Genomic DNA, 17156 nt, shown 5'->3' on the forward strand with positions numbered 1-17156 from the left:
TGACTGCGCGGATTGCGCTAGATCAGTTGCGCATTTCGCGCAGAGGTGGCAGAGTGATGCATGTAACACGGCGCAGGCCATCCGGCCGCCAGCCGTCCCAATCAACCGAGAGGTCAACGATGACCGTTCTTCCTCAAGGAAGTGAGATCTCACGGCGCCGCCTCCTGCAGTTCGGCGCAGCCGCCGGATTTCTCCTGGGCACAGGCTCCGTGGCCGGATGTGCCGGCCCGACCGGACTGCCGGGCCCCAGCACCCTGACGCTGGCGCTAAACAGGTCGCTCGTCAGCCTGGACAACAAGCTCAACCAGTTCGACGCCGCCGTCACCGTCCAGCGCGCGGTGCGGCAGGGCCTGACGGCCATCGGCCCCGAAACCAAGCCGATCCTGGTCCTGGCGGACCGCTTTGAAATGACTTCCCCCACGGTATGGACCGTGCGGCTCCGCGAAGGTGTCAAGTACTCAGACGGCACGCCGCTGAAGATCGAGGACGTTGCCACCGCGCTGAAGATGTACCAGCAGGTGCAGGGTTCCTTCGTGGCCGGGTTCTTCCCCGAATTCCCCACCGTGGTGCCCGTGGATGAGCGCACGTTCCGGATGGAATCGAAGAACCCCATCCCCATCCTCGACTCCCTCATGAGCATGATCCTGATCAGCCCGGCAGCCCGGAACAAGCCGGAAGAGCTGCAGGAAGGCGTGGGCACGGGCCCGTACGTCGTGACGAAGTTCAACCGCGGCGCCGGCACCTACAGCCTCAAGCGCAATGAGAACTACTGGGGCCCCGCCCCCAAGGTGGACAACGTCGAGGTCCGCTTCCTGCCGGAGGAATCCAGCCGTGTCATTGCACTGCGCAGCGGCGAGGTGGACGTCATTGACTCCATCACGCCCGACTCGCGCGAACAGCTGGCCGGACTTCCCGGCGTCGTCCTGGCCGAGGCGTCCAGCCTCCGCCTGAACCAGATCTTCTACAACTTCCGCAAGCCGGCCAGCCACCCGCTCTCCGACGTCCGGGTCCGCCAGGCGCTTAGCTGGGCGGTCGACGGCGAGTCGCTGGTCAAGGACGTCCTGGTCGATTCGGTCAGTGAGGCCGAAGGCGTGGTCCCGTCCAGCCTTACGGGCTTCGCCAAGACCGGCAATTACACCTTCGACCCGGAGAAGGCCAAGGCCACGCTGAAGAGCCTCGGTGTCACCGACCTGAACCTGAAGATCATCTGGGAAACCGGGGAGTTCGCCTCCGACACCTCCGTCATGGAGGCGCTCGTGGAGATGTTCGGCAACATCGGCGTGAAAACCCAGCTGCAGCAGTTTGAGCCCGGCGGCAACATCCTGGCCTGGCGCCAGGGCAAGCAGGGCGACTGGGACCTGCTCGGCAACGGCTTCAGCAGCCCCACCGGCCTGGCCATCACCATGATGCAGGGCATGTACGCCGGAACCGCGGAAAAGGAAAAGACCCGCGACACCTACCAGGGCTACGTGGTGCCGGACGTGCAGGCCAAGATCCAGGCCGCCTCCTCCGAGGTAGACCCGGCGCGCCGCGAACAGCTGCTGGCCACCGCGCAGAAGGCCATCTGGGACACCTGGCCGTGTGCCTGGGCGTTCGTTCCGAAGTCGGTGCTGGCCCACCAGAAGCGCGTGGCAGGCCTGGCGCTGGCGCCCACCAACTCCTACCCCCTTGTTGACGTCCGGCTGGAGGCCTGAGCCATGACCAAATACATCCTCAAGCGGCTCGGCCAGGGCCTGCTGACCGTGTTCCTGACGGTCTCCACGGTCTTCATCCTGATCCGCCTCGCCCCCGGTGATCCGGCCGTCTCCTACGCCGGCCCGCTGGCCACCACGGAGCAGCTGGCCAAGGTCCGCGAACAGTTCGGCCTGGACCGTCCCGTGCTGGAGCAGTACTGGATCTTCCTGCAGCAGCTGTTCACCGGCAACCTGGGCACCTCCTACTCCTTCCAGGCGCCGGCCATGCAGGTCGTGGCGGAGCGGATGCCGTACACGCTGACCCTCGCCACCGCCTCCATCCTCCTTACCGCCGTGATCGCCATCCCGCTGGGCGTGTGGATGGCCCGCCGTCCGGACACCAACCGCGAACTCGGCGTCAACGTCCTCACCATCGCCGGACAGTCCATGCCGGACTTCTGGACCGGCATCATGCTCCTGACCGGCTTCGCCGTCCTGATCCCGCTGTTCCCGGCTTCCGGCTTCGCCACCTGGGGCGGCCTCGTCCTCCCCACCGTCACCATCGCCATCCTGCAGATCGCGCTGATCTCCCGGATGGTGCGGCGGGAGATGACCGCCAACTTCGCGGCCCCGTACCTGACCGTCGCACGGTCCAGGGGAGTGGGCAGCTCCGCCCTCACCTGGCGCTACGCCATGGGGAACTCCGCCATCCCGGTCTTCACCGCCCTGGGCACCCGCTTCGCGGCCATGCTCAACGGCGTGGTGGTGGTGGAAGTGGTGTTCGCCTGGCCCGGCGTCGGCTCCCTGATTGTCCGGGCCCTGGAAACCCGTGACTACCCCCTCATCCAGGCAACCGTCCTGCTGACGGCGCTGCTGGCGGTAGCCGTGCAGCTGGTCATCGATCTCGCCTACCCGCTTCTTGATCCCCGCGTTCGTCTTGGAAAGGCGGCAGCAGCATGAGCCTCAGCGACACCGCAACACGCACCCCGTCTCCGAGCGCCGTCACCAGGGAACTCGTAGCCAAGGCCGGCGCCACCCGCCGCCGCAACGCCGCCAAGTGGAAACTGCGCATCGGCGCCGTCTGCACGCTGATCGTCATCATTCCCATCCTGCTGGCCCAGGTGCTGCCCCTGCCGGACGCCAACCACCAGGACCTCTCGGCGCGCAGGCTCGCCCCGCTGGTGGACGGCCACCTGTTCGGCACCGACCAGCTGGGCCGCGACCTGCTCTCCCGCGTCCTGCACGGCGGACAGGTATCCCTGACCATCGGCATCCTGGCGGTTGTGGTCTCCGGCGCCATCGGCATCATCCTCGGTGCAGCCGCCGGCTACTTCGGCGGCTGGGTGGATACGGTGGTCTCCCGCGTCCTCGAAGCCCAGATGTCCCTGCCGCTGCTCATGATGCTGCTCCTGGTGGTGGCGCTCTTCGGTCCGTCCATCCCGGTGATCACCTTCGTCATCGCCATCGCCCAATGGCCGGAAGTGGCCAGGCTGACCAGGTCCATGGTGCTGGTGGAACGCGAAAAACCGTACGTCTCCGCGGCGCGCATCCTCGGCCTGCACCGCATCCAGATCCTGATCCAGCACATCATCCCCAACGTCATCAAGCAGGCAACCCTCGTGGTGCTGCTCCTCCTGGCCCAGGCCGTCCTGCTCGAGAGTGCGCTCAGCTTCCTCGGCGCCGGACCCCAGCGGCCGTTCGCCACCTGGGGACGCATCATCTCCGACGGCCAGGACTACATCACCACCTCCTGGTGGATGGTCACCCTGCCCGGCCTGGTGATCGTGCTGATGGTGGTGGGCGTAAACCTGCTGGGCGACGGCCTCCGCGACCGTCCCCGCCGCAAGAAGAAGGGTGCCTGACATGGACGCCAATAAGGAACAGCCGCTCCTCGAGGTCCGCGACTTCCAGGTGGAGCTGATCACCGACGCCGGAATCATCCGGGCCGTCGATTCGGTGAACTTCAGCATCCACCGCGGCGAAACGGTCACCATCATCGGTGAGTCCGGTTCCGGCAAATCGACGACGGCGATGGGCATCCTCCGTCTTCTGCCGGACGATCTGGCCGTGCTTTCCGGCACCGTGCTCATCGACGGCGTGGACGTGGTGGCCGAGCCGAAGGCCATCGACAAGGTCCGCGGACGGACGCTCGCGCTCATCCCGCAGGACCCGATGACGGCCCTGAGCCCCGTCCACTCCATCGGCAGCCAGCTGTCGGAGGCCATCCGGATCGCCGGCGCCGCCTCCAAGGACAAGGACGCCGTCCGGGCCCGGGCTATCCGGCTTCTGGAACAGGTGCACATCCCGACGCCGGACGTGCAGCTGAAGAAGTACCCGCACCAGCTCTCGGGCGGCATGCTCCAGCGCGTGCTGATCGCCATCGCACTGGCCAGCGAACCGCAGCTCCTGGTGGCCGACGAACCCACCTCGGCACTGGATGTCACGGTGCAGGCCGGCATCCTGGACCTCCTCCTCGAGCTCCAGGAACAGCGCGGCATCGGCATCCTGATGATCACCCACGACCTCGGTGTCGCCCGGCTCATCTCGGACCGCATCCACGTGATGAAGGACGGCTCCTTCGTGGAGTCCGGCGAGGTCCAGCAGATCGTGGAGCACCCGGCCACCGAGTACACCCGCAGCCTGCTGGCCGCGGTGCCGGTCCTGGGTCCCTGGGACGAAACCCCGGCAGCCAACCCTTCCCCGTCCACAGCCGCATCACAGTCCACAGCCGCACTGACCAGCACCGGAGGCCAGCATGACTAAGCCGTTCCTCTCCGTCGAGAACCTCGTGGTGGATTACCACGTGCCGGGCGGAACGTTCCGTGCCGTGGATGACGTCTCCTTCTCCGTGGACAAAGGCAAGACGATCGCCGTCGTCGGTGAATCCGGCTGCGGAAAGTCCACCGTGGCCAAGGCGCTGATGCGGCTGGTGACGCCGGCCAGCGGCCGGATTGAGCTGGACGGCACGGACCTGGCGGCGCTCAGCGAAGCCAAACTGCGGCCGCTGCGCTCAAAGTTCCAGATGGTTTTCCAGGATCCCTACGGCTCGCTGGATCCGCACCTCACCGCCCAGGAGATCGTGGCCGAACCGCTGAAGCTGCAGGGCGTCCGCTCCAAGGCCGAGCGGCACAAGGAAGCCGCAAAGCTGATCGACCAGGTTGGCCTGCCGGCCAAGTCCCTGGACCGCCACCCCGCTGAGTTCTCCGGCGGCCAGCGGCAGCGCATCGGCATCGCCCGGGCACTCGCCTCCAAGCCGGAACTGCTGGTCTGCGACGAGGCCACGAGCGCCCTCGATGTGTCCGTCCAGGCCCAGGTGCTGCGGCTGCTGAAGTCCATCCAGGACGAAACCGGCATCACCTACGTGTTCATCTCCCACAACCTTGGCGTGGTGCAGGAGATCAGCGATAGCGTCATGGTCATGCAGCGCGGCAAGCTGGTGGAATCCGGCAGCACCGCATCCGTGCTGACCGCGCCGAAGGAGGACTACACCCGCAAGCTCCGCCGCGCCGCGCTGGACCCCTCCACCATGCGGGGCCTGAAGCCGCGGCACGTTGTCCGGTCGCTGGCGCTGAAGGGCGCCTGAGGCCGCGGCCCTTTGAAGAAACCGAAACCCGACCCGCACTGCAACCACGGAGAAACACGCATGAGCAAGCAGCCAGAAGGCACCCCGGTGGAAGGACTGAAGCTTCCCATTTCACGCCTGGTCCTGGGCACCATGACGTTCGGCGACACCGCCGACGAAGCCACCGCCGGGAGCATGGTGGACGAGGCGCTCAACGCCGGCATCACCACCATCGACACCGCCAACGCCTACGTGGGCGGCGTGACGGAGGAAATGCTCGCCCGCCTTCTCAAGGGCCGCCGCGACGAGGTCATCCTCGCCTCCAAGGCCGGCATGCCGCACGCCGACCACGGCCAGCACTCGCCGCTGTCCCCGCAGGGGCTGCGCAACAGCGTGGAGGGCAGCCTGCGCCGGCTTGGCGTGGACAGCATCGACCTGTTCTACCTGCACCAGCCGGACCGCGCCACCCCGCTGCAGGACACCCTGCGCACCGTGGCCGAACTGGCTGAAGAGGGAAAGATCGGGGGGCTGGGTGTCTCCAACTTCGCGGCCTGGCAGATCGCCGATGTGATCCACGTGGCCCGCGAGGTGGGGGCACCCCGGCCCGTGGTGGCACAGCAGCTCTACAACCTGGTGGCCCGCCGGGTGGAGGAGGAGTACCTCGAGTTCGCCGCCACGCACAACGTCCACACCATGGTCTACAACCCGCTGGGCGGCGGCCTGCTCACCGGCAAGCACAGCTTCGAGGCCAAGCCCTCGGAAGGCCGCTTCGGTGACTCCAAGCTGGCTGCCATGTACACCCAGCGCTACTGGGACAAGCAGCTGTTCGACGCCGTGAACGCCCTGGCCGGCATCGCCGAGCAGGCCGGCATCACCCTCGCCGAGCTGTCCCTGCGCTGGCTCGCCTACCGGAAGGGCGTTGGCTCCATGCTGTTGGGCGGCTCCAAGGTGGAGCAGCTGAGCGCCAACATCGCCGCTGTGGCCAAGGGGCCGCTGCCCGAGGACGTCACCGCCGCCTGCGACGCCGTCGGCTCCGGGCTCCGCGGGCCCATGCCCGCCTACAACCGCTGAGCCCCCACCCGGCAATCGCCAAGACCACCCACGACCTGAAGGTAGAAGATACAGATGACATCGGACCTGGCCATTGAATTCGCCCGCAAGATCCGCGCCCGTGAACAGGCCGTCGGCTACTGGGCGGTGCTGGACGCGCCCGTGGCAACGGAACGCATCGGCCGGCTCGGCTATGACTACGTGGCCCTGGACGCCCAGCACGGCCTGCTCGGCTACTCGGGCGTGCTGAACGGCTTGATGGCCATCGACGCCGGGCACACCGCCGTCGGCATGGTCCGGGTCGAGGCAAACGACTTCACCGCGATCGGCAAGGCGCTGGACGCCGGCGCCGTCGGCGTCATCGTCCCGCTCGTCAACAACGCCGCAGACGCGGCGGCAGCCGTGGCTGCCGCCAAATACCCGCCCATGGGCGGGCGGTCCTACGGGCCCATGCGCTCGGCCCTGCGGATCGGCCCCGTACCGGGCGACTCCAACGCAGCCACCCTGGTCTTTGCCATGATCGAGACGCCCGAGGGCCTGGCCAACGTCAAGGAGATCTGTGCGACCCCCGGCCTGGACGGCATCTACGTGGGCCCGTCGGACCTGGCGATCGCCGTCGGTGGCGCCTTCCCGGGCGATCCCGCCATCGAGGCCGAGTTCAATGCGGCGCTGGAAACCATCGCCGATGCGGCTGCCTCCGCGGGCATCGCCGCCGGCATCCACACGGCCGCCGGGGAGATCGCGGCCCAGCGGCTGCGGCAGGGTTACACCTTCACCACGGTCGCGTCCGACCTGACCCACCTCGAGCTGGCCGCCAAGGCGCACCTGGCAGCGGCCCGCTCCGATGCCGGCAACGCGGAGGGCTAAGGCCATGCAGACCACCAACACCGAGTACAGCAGCATCACCCCCGACGGCGCCGTGAAGCGCGCGGACGGTGCCGACTTCGCGTACCTGCCGGCACCCACCGTGCAAAGCCATGCCGCCAATCTCCTGACCCTGCCCGACGGCCGCCTCGGCTGCGTGTGGTTCGGTGGCACCCAGGAGGGCGTGCCGGACATTTCCATCTGGTTCTCCACGCTGGAACCGGGCAGCAGCCAGTGGTCACCGGCCCAGCAGCTTTCGGACGACTCCACCCGCTCCGAGCAGAATCCGATCCTGTTCAACGCGCCGGGGGATTCCCTGTGGCTTCTGTACACCGCGCAGAAGGCGGGCAACCAGGACACAGCCGAGGTCCGCCGTCGTACTTCCACGGACAGCGGCCGGACGTGGGGACCGGTGGAAACGCTGTTCCCGGCAAACGAGACAGGCGGCGTGTTTGTCCGCCAGCTGCCGGTCCTGCTGCCGTCCGGCCGCCTGATCATCCCGGTCTTCCGCTGCATCACCACGCCGGGGGAGAAATGGGTTGGCAACAGCGACGACAGCGCCGTCATGATTTCCGACGACGGCGGAGCCACCTGGAGCGGGACGGTCCTGCCCGGCAGCCTCGGCTGCGTCCACATGAACATCCAGCCTGTGGCTGACGGCTCGCTGCTGGCGCTGTTCCGCAGCCGCTGGGCGGACTCGATCTACGAATCCCGTTCCACGGACGACGGGACCACGTGGAGCGAGCCGGTTCCCACGGAGCTGCCGAACAACAACTCATCCATCCAGTTCACGGCGCTCGCGGACGGCCGCCTGGCGCTGGTCTACAACCACAGCCGGGCGGAAGCGGACACCGAGCGGCGGCTGTCGCTCTACGACGAAATCGACGACGACGGCCTGGCCGCCGAACAGGGCCAGCTCACCGAACCCGATCCTTCCGTCAGCGCCGGAACGGACGACGGCGGGCGCCGCGCCTTCTGGGGGACGCCCCGCTCGCCCATGACGCTGGCCATCTCCGAGGACTCGGGCCGCAGCTGGCCCATCCGGCGCAACCTCGATGTGGGGGACGGCTACTGCCTCTCCAACAACTCCCGCGACGGCCTGAACAGGGAGTACTCCTACCCGTCCATCCACCAGGGCCCGGACGGTGCGCTGCACATCGCGTACACCTACTTCCGGCAGGCCATCAAGTACGTCCGCGTGGACCCGCAGTGGGCCTACGAGGGCAGCGCAACGCCGGGAGGAGACAAGCAGTGACCGGGACCCGCCACGCGGTTGTCACGGGCTGCAGCTCCGGCATCGGCAAGGCGATCGCCGAACGGCTGCTGGCAGACGGCTGGACCGTTACCGGGCTGAGCCGCGGCGAGACCTCGCTGGGACCGGGGTTCCGGTGGCTGCGGGCAGACCTGTCCGATCCGTCGTCGCTGGCGGATACGGCGGCGCGGATTGAGCCGGCGGATGCGCTGGTGCACGCCGCCGGCTACCAGCGCACGGCGCTGCTGGGTGAGCTGGACCCGGAGGCGCTCGCCGGCATGTTCGCTGTCCACGTCGGGGCCGCCAGTGTACTGGCCAACGAGGTGGTTCCGCGGATGCCCGACGGCGGCCGCGTGCTCCTGATCGGCAGCCGCACCTCGACGGGCGCGGCGGGCAAGAGCCAGTATGCCGCCACCAAGGCCGCGCTGATGGGCATGGGCAGGACCTGGGCGCAGGAGCTCGCCCCGCGCGGCATTACAGTGAACGTGCTGTCCCCGGGGCCCACGGATACCCCCATGCTGGCTGATCCGGGGCGGGCGGCCACGCCTCCTAAGCTGCCGGCGCTCGGCCGGCTGGTGGATCCGGAGGACGTTGCCGCGCTCGCCGGCTTCCTGCTGGGCCCGCACGGAAAGTCCATCACAGGACAGAACTACGTCATCTGCGGAGGCGCCTCCCTGTAGGACGCTTGCAGTAAACGCCGTCTGCACAGGGCGGCACCGCCGCCCGACCCCTACGATGGTGACAGCAAAGGAGAGCCACAGATGACCACCGCCAAAGCCAGGCGCGAAGAGATCTACCACCTCGCCGTCACCACGGGGCTGGCGTCCGTGGAGGAACTGTCGCGGCATTTCCGGGTCACGGCCTCCACCATCCGGCGGGACCTCGCCCATTTGAACGAACAGGGGAAGCTGGCCCGGACCTACGGCGGGGCCGTGGCCCTGGGCGCGCACCCCGAACCGTCCCTGCGGCAGCGGACCGGCGAGGCATACGAGCAAAAGCACGCGATCGCGGCCTGGGCGGCTGCCGAGGTGAAGGACGGCGAGAACATCCTGCTCGACGGCGGATCCACCGTCGGCGCCCTGGCACACGCCCTGCGCGGACGGGAGAACCTGTCCGTCACCACCCCCGGGATCAACACACTGCAGGAGCTGGCCGACTCGCCGGGGATCCAGGTGGACTGCCTTGGCGGCCGGCTGCGCGGCGTGAGCCAGACGTTTGTGGGTCCCCTGGCGGAGGCGGCCCTGGAACGCATGAGCTTCGACCGCGTCTTCCTGGGCGCGGACGCCGTCACGGCTGATGACGGGCTCTGCGAAGCTGACCACGCACAGACCAGGCTCAAGGAGCTCATGGCCCGGCGCGGTGACGCGGTCTATGTCCTGGCGGATTCCGGCAAGCTGGGCAAACGCCCGTTCCACGCGTGGGCGAAACTTGCCCTGCCGTGGACCCTTGTGACGGACTCCGGCGCAGACCCCGGCCAGGTGGCACTGTTCAGGGATGCGGGCGTGCGTGTGCAGCTGGTCCAAACGGGGGAGCAGGCAGCCTAAAGCGGACTTTTGGCGTCTAGCATTGTGGAATGACCGAAGCGAACGAGGGAACGGCTGTACTCCAACTTCAGGACATCCTGATTGGAGCCGAAAACGTTGACAACTTCCTTGACGGGCTGGCCGCGTTCGCCGCCTCCACGCTCAGCGGCCTGGCCGGTACCGGCATCGAGTGCGCTGTGACGCTCAAGCGGCGCAGGCATACCACCACCGTTGCCGGCAGCAGCCCCCGTGCGGTGGAGCTGGACCACATCGAGCAGCGCGTGGGGGACGGACCCTGCATCCGGGCTCTGTTCACCATGGCCCCTGAATTGCTCAACGATGTCAACACGGACGATCGGTGGCCCGAGTACCAGAGGCGGCTCGCCGAGCAAGGCGTCTACTCCACCCTGGGCGTTCCCCTCGACATCGGGGAGGGGACCAGTGCGGCGCTGAACTTCTTCGGCTCGGCACCGGGCATTTTCACCGCCGAACTCTTCGACAAGGCAGTGGAGTTTGGGGAGCTGGCCAGCCGCACGCTGCACCTCTCCGTGCGGATGGGTGATGCCCAGACGCGTGCACAGAACCTCGAGGCCGCCATGCAGAGCCGGACCGCGATCGACGTGGCCTGCGGGGTGATCATGGCGCAGAACAGGTGCTCACAGAAGGAAGCCATGGACATCCTGGCCAAGGTCTCCAGCAACCGCAACCAGAAGCTGCGTGACGTGGCCGTGGAGCTCCTGGGCAGGCTCTCCGCATCAGATGTCGAGACGCACTTCGAGTAGGCCCTGCTGCTTCTGAGTAGGCCCTGCTGCTTTGAGTAGGCGCGGCTGCCGGCAGTTCCGGCGCTACTTGCCGCCCTTGCGGATCATGGACGCTGGGGGCTTGGGGAACGGTTTGGCCGGATACATCTTGGCTACCTTGAGCATGTAGTTGGCCCATTGCGGCCCGGCGATCATGTAGCCATCAATGCGGTCGTAGTGCTTGCCGTTGATGGTGATGTTCCTGCCCGGCCGTTTCTGGCCGTTCAGGGCATCCCCGAAGAAGGACGCGGTGGCGAGGCCGGTGGTGTAGCCGAGCACCCAGGTGGCGCCGTTGCTGTTGTTGGTGCCAGTCTTGGCCGCCACGGGGACCTTGCTCTGGACCTTCGGTTTGATGTACACGCCTGAACCCTTCTTGAGCACGTCCTGCAGCACCGAGTTCACACCGCGGGCAATATTCGGCTCCACGGCGGTCCGGCATGCCGGCTGCTGGCTGGACAGGGTCCGACCGGCGAAGTCGGTGACGCGCTGGATGGCAATCGGCGCGCAGTAGCGCCCGTCGGCGGCGAAGGTGGCGAAGGCCATCGCCAAGGTGAGCGGCGACACGGCAGTTCCACCGAGTATGTTGCCCAGCTGGTGCATGTTGATCTCGGACCCGTCGAGGCCGCTGTGCAGGCCGAGAGTCTTGACCATCTTGTGGATGCCGCAGATGTCCAGTTGTGCCACCTCGGCAAAGGTGGCGGTGTTGATGGAGTTGTAAAGCCCGTAATCGGCCGGCATCTTGCGGTAGTAGCCCGCTGACGCATTCTGCAGATCGTCCGCGGTCTCCAGGCCCGCAGCGCGCTGCTTGCTGCTGTAGCCGCCGACCACCTTGGCGCACGAGTCCCGCCAGCGGAATCCCAGCGGGTACTCCCGCCGCGAGGCGTCCACCACCTCGGTGATCTTCCGTCCCTGGTGCAGCCACTCGGCGAATGTGAACGGCTTCATGGTGGAGCCCGGTTGGAACCCGCCGGCGCCGTTGAGGTCATTGCCGTTGGGATCCTTGGCGTCCACGTTGAAGTTCAGCTGGGTGTCGAACTTGCCGCGCTGCGGAAGGAATACCGTGTTCTGCGCCATCGACAGGATCTTGCCGGTGCCTGGCTGGACCGTCACCAGCGAAGCACCCCACTTGCCCGGGTTGGCCCCGGCGGTGGAGTTCACCTGGGCCTGTGCCGCCGCCTGCAGCCGGCTGTCCAGCGTAGTCCTGATGGTGAGGCCGCCGCGGCGCAGCCTTTGCTCCCGCGCTTCCGCATCCGACCCGTAGGCCCGGTTATTGAGGATCAGGTGGGATACGTAGTCGCAGAAATAAGGGGCGATGGTTGCGGCGGCGCAGCCCTGCTTGGAGACACGGAGCTTCAGGCCCACGCCGGTGGCGGCCGCTGCGTCATGCTGCTTTTTTGTGATTTTGCGTTGCTCCAGCATGGCATCCAGAACCAGGTTGCGGCGCTTGAGGGCGTTCTCCGGGTTGGTTACAGGGTCATAGAGGCTCGGGCTGTTGACGAGTCCTGCCAGCATTGCGGCCTGCGGCAGGTTGAGCTTGCTGGCGGAAACACTGTAGAAGTGCTGCGCGGCAGCCTCGATGCCGTACGCGCTGCGGTTGAAGAACACGATGTTGAGGTAGCCCTCAAGGATTTGGTCCTTGGTGAATTTCTTTTCCAGCTCGATCGCGAGCTTCATTTCCCGCACCTTGTCGCCAATGGTCTTGTCCCCGCTGAGGACCACCTCGTCCTCGCGTCCGGACGTGATCTTGGCTTCGTTGGCCACGTTGGTGACGTACTGCTGCGTCAGCGTGGATGCCCCTTGCCGCTCCCCGCCGGAGACGTTGGTCACCAGCGCCCGCAGGACGCCGATGGGATCAACGCCGCTGTGGTCGTAGAAGCGGCTGTCTTCAATCGCGACTACGGCGTTCTTGACATATGGCGATATCTTGTTCAGCGGAACGCGGACGCGGTTTTCCTCGTAGAACGACGCGATCAGTTTCCCGTCCGACGTCAGGATCTTTGTGGTTTGTGCAGGGGGACGCACAGCCAGTTCCGACGGGAGGCCGCTGTAAAAGTTGACCGTGCCGCTCACGGCAACGCCGGCGGCGGCAATCTGGGGAACGAAGTATGCGGCCACCAGGGCGCCACAGAGGCAACTGAGGAGCACGAACCCCAGCATCCTTGCCAGGGCCGTATGAGATCGCGATGCCAAGCTTTTGCGTACCATGACTGCGGTTCACACCCCAAAAAAAGCGTGCCTTCAGGATACGCTTCGCGCCGCGGCCGGGCCAGAGCCGCGGGTGCGGCAAAAGGCAGGACGCGGCGTCCGTAACCGCTAGCCGTGCACCGCCTCTACTACCGGTTCGCCGTTGAAGTATTCGAGCCGCCAGCCGTCGACGACGTGGTGGTGGGCCAGGTTCAGCACGGCATTATCGATGCTGTGCAGCGTGCTTCCGGTGGCCAGGCTGAGGGTCAGGCGGAGGAGCGTGCCATGCGCTACGACCAGCACCCGGCGTCCGGGGAACTCCTCGGCCAGTGCCTCCAGGGCGGCCAGGCCCCGGGAGGCCGCTTCCTCGTCGCTTTCGCCGCCGCGGAAGCCTCCGGGGATGCGCAATGCCTCCAGCTCCGGGCCCGCCTGCAGGCCCTCGGCAAGTCCGAAGCTGCGCTCGGTGAGCTCCGGCACATGGCGGGCCACCGTGAGCCCGAGCCCTGCGGCGATCAGTTCGGCGGTTTCCGCCGCGCGGCGCAGCGGCGAGGAGACGATTGTGTCCCATTCCTGCCCGGACAGCGCGGCGACGGCGTTCCGCGCCTGCCCGCGGCCGACGTCGTTCAGCGGGATGTCGCTGGACCCCTGCAGCCGGCGCTGCGCGTTCCAGTCTGTCTGGCCGTGGCGGATGAGGGCGAAAGTCGTGAGGGTCATGCCATCCATTGTGTCCGAACAGGAGCGCTCAACCGAACAACGCTGCTCAACCGAACAGCACCGCAGCTTCGTCGTAGCGGTGCTGCGGGACAGTCTTGAGGCGGCCAAGGGCCTGTTGGAAGCCCACGTGTTCAATGTCCGTGCCCTTCTGGGCCACCATGGTGCCCCAGCGGCCCTCCACCACCAAGTGGACGGCCGCCATGCCCAGGCGGGTGGCCAGGACGCGGTCGAACGCGGACGGGACGCCGCCGCGCTGGATGTGGCCCAGGATGGTGGCGCGGGTTTCGATGCCGGTCCGGGTTTCGATTTCCGGGGCCAGCTGGTCGGCGATGCCGCCAAGCCGGGGCCGTCCGAACGTGTCCAGGCCGCGCTCGGAGTGCGGTGACTCCATGTGGTCCGGAACAAACCCTTCAGCCACCACCACCAGCGGGGCGCGCCCGCGGGCATGGGCTTCCTTCACCCACTGGGCGATCTGTTCGATGCTGACTTTCTGCTCCGGGATGAGGATGGCGTGGGCGCCTGCGGCCATGCCGGCGTGCAGGGCGATCCAGCCGACGTGCCGGCCCATGACCTCGGCGATCATGCACCGGCGGTGGGACTCGCCGGTGGTCCGCAGCCGGTCGATCGCTTCGGTGGCGATCTGGACGGCGGTGTCGAAGCCGAAGGTGTAGTCGGTGGCGTCGAGGTCGTTGTCCACGGTCTTGGGGACGCCGACGATTTTCAGCCCGGCGTCGGTGAGGCGCTGGGCGGCAGCAAGGGTTCCTTCGCCGCCGATGGCGATGATGCCATCGATCCCCAGGCGGTGCATGTGCGACTTGATGACGTCCGGGCCACCGCCGTTCTCGAACGGGTTCGTCCGGGAGGTGCCCAGAATGGTGCCGCCCTGCTTGGCAATACCGCGGACCGTGGTCCGGGGGAGGTCGATGACGTCTCCCTCAACCACTCCGCGCCAACCGTCACGGAATCCCACGAATTCGTGGCCGTGGATGGCAATGCCCTTGAGGACGGCGCCGCGGATGACAGCATTCAGTCCGGGGCAGTCGCCACCGCTGGTGAGGATTCCAATTTTCATGTTCAGCTCAAATCGTGGGAGTGGCCGGTTCCGCGGCAGCAAGCACGGACATTGCCTCCTCGACGACATCCGCCGCGGGGAATGACGGCCGGTTTACGCCGGCCATTTCCTCCATGACGCGGACCACCTGGCAGCTGTAGCCGAACTCGTTGTCGTACCAGACGTAGAGCACCAGGTTCTTGTCGTTGGAGATGGTGGCGAGGCCGTCGACGATGCCGGCGTGGCGGGAGCCGACGAAGTCGGTGGAGACCACTTCGGGGGAGTCGATGTAGTCGATCTGCTGGCGCAGGTCCGAGTGCAGCGCCATCTCGCGGAGGTAGTTGTTGACCTCGTCCTTGGTGGTGCCGCGTTCCAGGTTCAGGTTCAGGATGGCCATGGACACATCCGGGGTGGGAACGCGGATGGAGCTTCCGGTGAGCTTGCCCTGCAGTTCGGGCAGTGCCTTGGCCACGGCCTTGGCGGCGCCGGTTTCGGTGATCACCATGTTCAGCGCGGCGGAGCGTCCACGGCGGTCGCCCTTGTGGAAGTTGTCGATCAGGTTCTGGTCGTTCGTGAACGAGTGGACCGTCTCGACGTGTCCGTGGACTACGCCGTACTTGTCATTGAGGGCCTGCAGGACCGGGGTGATGGCGTTCGTGGTGCAGGAGGCAGCCGTGACGATCCGGTCCGAATCGGTGATGTCGCGGTGGTTGATGCCGTGCACGATGTTCTTCAGGTCGCCCTTGCCCGGCGCGGTTAGCAGTACGCGGGCCACGCCCTTGCTCAGCAGGTGCTGGGACAGGCCCTCGGCATCGCGCCAGCGGCCGGTGTTGTCCACCAGGAGGGCGTCCTTGATGCCGTAGGCGGTGTAGTCGATGGTGGCCGGGTTGTCCGAGTAGATAACCTGGATCCGGACGCCGTTGGCCGTGATGGTGTTGGCCTCGGTGTCCACGCGGATGGTTCCTTCGAAGGAACCGTGCACGGAGTCGCGGCGCAGCAGGCTGGCGCGCTTGGTGAGGTCGTTGTCGGAGCCGCGGCGGACCACGATGGCGCGCAGGCGCAGGCCGTGGCCGCCGCCGGCCTTTTCGATGAGCAGGCGGGCCACGAGGCGGCCGATGCGGCCGAAGCCGTAGAGCACGACGTCGGTGCTGGTGCGCTCGTCGGCGCCCCGCTTGCCCACGACCTCGGCCAGTTCGGCGCGGAGGAATTCCTCCAGAGTCCGGTCCCCGCCGTCGGCCTTGAACTTCTGGTTCAGCCGGGCGATGTCGATGGCAGCGGCACCCAGGTCCAGCTGGGCCAGTGTGTTCAGCAGCGGTGCCGTCTCTTCCAAGGGCAGCTCGTCCTTGCTGATCCGGCGGGCAAAACGGTGCGCCTTCAGGATGCTCATGGTGGACTTGTTGACCAACGTCCGGCCATGGATGCTGGTCACCACGTTGTTTTCACGGTACAGCTGACCGATCACCGGAATCATAGCCTCGGCGAGGGCTTCCCGGCCCATCCACGCATCAAGATATGAATCAGAGGTATGTAGCATCGGACTGCCTTTCCAAAAGGGTGTGGTCTGGTTGAGCTCTAGCTCGTGTGATGGTCCAGAGAGGGGCTTGACATCCATCGTCCTGCCATTGGCGGGGCGGGGAAACGCTAATTCCGGATGGTTTTAAACGACCCTTTTGGGTAGGTGGTGTGGGGGGGGTTAGGTGGTCATGGTGGCGAACATGAGGGCCATGGTGGTGGCGCCGAGGGCTTCGAGGGCGTGTTCGGTGCGGGTGGGGTGTTTGCGGCCGTGGTGGGTGGTTGTGGTGGTGCGGTGGCGGAGGATGAGGATGAGGAAGGTGGTTGCGGCGGCGGCGAAGACGAGGGTGAGGGCGATGGCGGGGGTGTTGCCCAGGGCTGCGGTGGTTGTGGTGTCGGTGGTTGTGTAGGCGCTGCCGTGGTGGGCGGTGTGGGTGCCCGCTGCGGTGGTTGCGGTTCCGGTCCCGGTCCCGGTTGTGGTTGCTGTGGGGGTGTGGGTGGTCATGAGGGTGATCATGGTGGCGGCGGCGGCCATGGTGAGGCTGTGGTAGGCGCATTTGAGTCTGCCTTGGTTGCCGGCGCAGAGGAGTTTGAATTCGGGGCGGGCGACGGCCTGGAGGGTGAACCAGAGCGCGGCGGCGGTCAGGATCGCGATTTGGGCGAGCAGGGTGGAGGGGCCGAGGTTCCAGAGCATGGCGGTCATGAGGGTGTTCATGAGGGCGTGGAGGGTGTTGTTGACCCGGTCGGTGAGGTGGCGGGCGCGGACTGCCTGGGCGAGGTGGTAGCTTCCGGCGATGAGCAGGACGGCTGTGAGGGTCCAGGTGAGTGCGGGGATATGGAACACGTTCGATCACGCCCTACTGTCTGGGTGGGTCGGGGGTGGGGTTCGGTCCCCGGTGCGGGTGCCGTCAGCACCGGGGACCGAAGACTAAGGAAGTTTTGGGGGTGGATACAGGTGGTCCCCGGGTGCT

The 17156-nt window shown here is 66.9% G+C and carries 16 protein-coding genes; 11 read left to right on the plus strand and 5 right to left on the minus strand.

Going from position 1 to position 17156, the window contains the following annotated elements:
* Nucleotides 1–119: 119 nt before the first annotated feature.
* From ACFTR6_RS11030 to ACFTR6_RS11080, 11 genes are all read left to right on the plus strand, one after another.
* Nucleotides 120–1694: an ABC transporter substrate-binding protein gene (locus ACFTR6_RS11030; protein WP_377957952.1), complete on the plus strand. Its 1575-nt coding sequence runs from the start codon at nucleotides 120–122 to the stop codon at nucleotides 1692–1694.
* Nucleotides 1695–1697: 3 nt separating this feature from the next.
* Nucleotides 1698–2633, plus strand: a complete 936-nt coding sequence (locus tag ACFTR6_RS11035; RefSeq protein ID WP_076799362.1) for an ABC transporter permease — start codon at nucleotides 1698–1700, stop codon at nucleotides 2631–2633.
* Nucleotides 2630–3535 carry an ABC transporter permease gene (locus tag ACFTR6_RS11040; RefSeq protein ID WP_076799361.1) on the plus strand — a complete coding sequence of 302 codons (906 nt, stop codon included), beginning with the start codon at nucleotides 2630–2632 and terminating at the stop codon, nucleotides 3533–3535. The genes ACFTR6_RS11035 and ACFTR6_RS11040 overlap by 4 nt, the downstream gene beginning before the upstream one ends.
* A 1-nt stretch (nucleotide 3536) precedes the next feature.
* Entirely contained in the window at nucleotides 3537–4436 is a 900-nt protein-coding gene (locus ACFTR6_RS11045) for an ABC transporter ATP-binding protein (protein WP_076799360.1), read from the plus strand.
* Nucleotides 4429–5256: an ATP-binding cassette domain-containing protein gene (locus ACFTR6_RS11050; RefSeq protein WP_076799359.1), complete on the plus strand. Its 828-nt coding sequence runs from the start codon at nucleotides 4429–4431 to the stop codon at nucleotides 5254–5256. Before ACFTR6_RS11045 ends, ACFTR6_RS11050 begins: the two co-directional genes overlap by 8 nt.
* A 60-nt stretch (nucleotides 5257–5316) precedes the next feature.
* Nucleotides 5317–6306, plus strand: a complete 990-nt coding sequence (locus tag ACFTR6_RS11055; RefSeq protein ID WP_377957953.1) for an aldo/keto reductase — start codon at nucleotides 5317–5319, stop codon at nucleotides 6304–6306.
* 54 nt (nucleotides 6307–6360) lie between these two features.
* Nucleotides 6361–7152 (plus strand): HpcH/HpaI aldolase/citrate lyase family protein, encoded by a 792-nt coding sequence (locus tag ACFTR6_RS11060; protein WP_076799357.1) that lies wholly within the window; start codon nucleotides 6361–6363, stop codon nucleotides 7150–7152.
* Between the two features lie 4 nt (nucleotides 7153–7156).
* Nucleotides 7157–8404, plus strand: coding sequence for an exo-alpha-sialidase (locus tag ACFTR6_RS11065; protein WP_076799356.1), 1248 nt, complete (start codon nucleotides 7157–7159; stop codon nucleotides 8402–8404).
* The gene (locus ACFTR6_RS11070; protein WP_076799355.1) at nucleotides 8401–9081 is read left to right on the plus strand and encodes an SDR family NAD(P)-dependent oxidoreductase; all 681 of its coding nucleotides are present in this window, start codon (nucleotides 8401–8403) and stop codon (nucleotides 9079–9081) included. Before ACFTR6_RS11065 ends, ACFTR6_RS11070 begins: the two co-directional genes overlap by 4 nt.
* 81 nt (nucleotides 9082–9162) lie before the next feature.
* Nucleotides 9163–9945, plus strand: coding sequence for a DeoR/GlpR family DNA-binding transcription regulator (locus ACFTR6_RS11075; RefSeq protein WP_076799354.1), 783 nt, complete (start codon nucleotides 9163–9165; stop codon nucleotides 9943–9945).
* A gap of 29 nt (nucleotides 9946–9974) precedes the next feature.
* Nucleotides 9975–10706: an ANTAR domain-containing protein gene (locus tag ACFTR6_RS11080; protein ID WP_377957954.1), complete on the plus strand. Its 732-nt coding sequence runs from the start codon at nucleotides 9975–9977 to the stop codon at nucleotides 10704–10706.
* A gap of 63 nt (nucleotides 10707–10769) precedes the next feature.
* On the opposite strand, the gene ACFTR6_RS11085 is transcribed toward ACFTR6_RS11080, so the two are convergent.
* From ACFTR6_RS11085 to ACFTR6_RS11105, 5 genes are all read right to left on the minus strand, one after another.
* On the minus strand, nucleotides 10770–12929 hold the full coding sequence (locus tag ACFTR6_RS11085; RefSeq protein WP_377957955.1) for a transglycosylase domain-containing protein: 2160 nt from the start codon (nucleotides 12927–12929) through the stop codon (nucleotides 10770–10772).
* 108 nt (nucleotides 12930–13037) lie between these two features.
* Entirely contained in the window at nucleotides 13038–13631 is a 594-nt protein-coding gene (locus ACFTR6_RS11090) for a histidine phosphatase family protein (RefSeq protein ID WP_377957956.1), read from the minus strand.
* A 37-nt stretch (nucleotides 13632–13668) separates the two neighbouring features.
* Nucleotides 13669–14694: an ATP-dependent 6-phosphofructokinase gene (locus tag ACFTR6_RS11095; protein WP_377957957.1), complete on the minus strand. Its 1026-nt coding sequence runs from the start codon at nucleotides 14692–14694 to the stop codon at nucleotides 13669–13671.
* A 7-nt stretch (nucleotides 14695–14701) separates the two neighbouring features.
* Nucleotides 14702–16207 carry a glyceraldehyde-3-phosphate dehydrogenase gene (locus tag ACFTR6_RS11100; protein ID WP_087871722.1) on the minus strand — a complete coding sequence of 502 codons (1506 nt, stop codon included), beginning with the start codon at nucleotides 16205–16207 and terminating at the stop codon, nucleotides 14702–14704.
* A 159-nt stretch (nucleotides 16208–16366) separates the two neighbouring features.
* Nucleotides 16367–17029 (minus strand): DUF5134 domain-containing protein, encoded by a 663-nt coding sequence (locus ACFTR6_RS11105; protein WP_377957958.1) that lies wholly within the window; start codon nucleotides 17027–17029, stop codon nucleotides 16367–16369.
* Nucleotides 17030–17156: the final 127 nt, after the last annotated feature.

Origin of the sequence: Arthrobacter sp. NPDC057009 (assembly GCF_042673905.1) — a bacterium.
Classification (GTDB): domain Bacteria; phylum Actinomycetota; class Actinomycetes; order Actinomycetales; family Micrococcaceae; genus Arthrobacter.